The sequence below is a fragment of the Arthrobacter sp. H41 genome, from assembly GCF_000520535.1.
Lineage (GTDB): Bacteria > Actinomycetota > Actinomycetes > Actinomycetales > Micrococcaceae > Arthrobacter_D.
The window spans coordinates 68,973-69,999 of the sequence record NZ_KI914800.1; the positions used below are offsets into that span (position 1 = coordinate 68,973).

Genomic DNA, 1,027 nt, shown 5'->3' on the forward strand with positions numbered 1-1,027 from the left:
GTGGAGGATCCGCGGCGAGTACAGATACAGGGCGACGACGCCGGCCGCGAGCAGTGATCCGCTCACCGCGACGGGCGCGTCGGCCGTGGCGACGACGAAGCCCGCGGCCCCGGTGACCGCCGAGAACGCGGTGACAAGCAGAGCCACCTGCACATGGTTAAGCCCGGTGTCGGTGAGTCGCTGGTAGACGTGCTGGCGGTGCGACACGTACAGCCGTTCGCCGCGCCGGGCCCGCCGAAGGAACGTCGTGAAGGTGTCGGCCAGATAGATGAGGACGGGTGAGAGCAGGTACTCGATGTACACGCCGGCGAGGAGGCCGGTGACGGCGATCGCGGCGATCGACGCCCCCAGGAGGTAGCTCCCCACGTCCCCGAGGAACACGAACCCCCGGCCGAGGTTCCACGGCAGGAACCCGGCGAAGGCCGCAGCCACGACGAGGCCGGCGACCACGAGCCACAGCTGGTTGCTGAGCATCCCCCCGATCGCGTAGAAGACGCCGACCAGCATTCCGTGCATCCCCGAGACGCCGTTGATTCCGTCCATGAAGTTGGCCACGTTGATGTAGGCCGCGACGGCGAGGGCACCGAAGGGCACCCACCAGTAACTCTGGTCGATGGTGTAGGCGAGTGCGGCCGTGCCCAGGGCGCCGACGATCAGCTGGCTGCCCGCCCGCACCCGGATGGGCAGCCCTCGGAAATCCTCGAGCCAGCCGAGGAACGACGCCGCTGCCACCATGAGGAGGATGATCAGGACCAGGGAACGGTCCACGGGGACCAGGCCGGTGGCCAGGGACAGGGCGAGCGCCACCAGGATTCCGCCGGCCACGCTCACGCCCATTCCCCGGATCACCACGGAGGAGTGGGAGGATCGGTCGTTCGGTATGTCGAGCACCCCCCAGCGCGCCAGCAGCGGCTTGACGACGAAGGGCAGGAGCACGCTCACCAGGAACGCGGTGCCGGGTACGGCAATCAGCAGAAGGGTCATTGGATGGCCCTGTCCCTCGCGGCAGGAGGGAGGCTTCGCTGCC

At 68.7% G+C, this 1,027-nt stretch carries 1 protein-coding gene; it reads right to left on the reverse strand.

Annotation, left to right across the window (positions count from 1 at the left end; all coding sequences use genetic code 11):
* A partial coding sequence (locus tag Y705_RS19160; RefSeq protein ID WP_081737972.1) for an MraY family glycosyltransferase occupies positions 1 to 984 on the reverse strand: 984 nt, incomplete at its 3' end.
* Positions 985 to 1,027 lie beyond the last annotated feature (43 nt).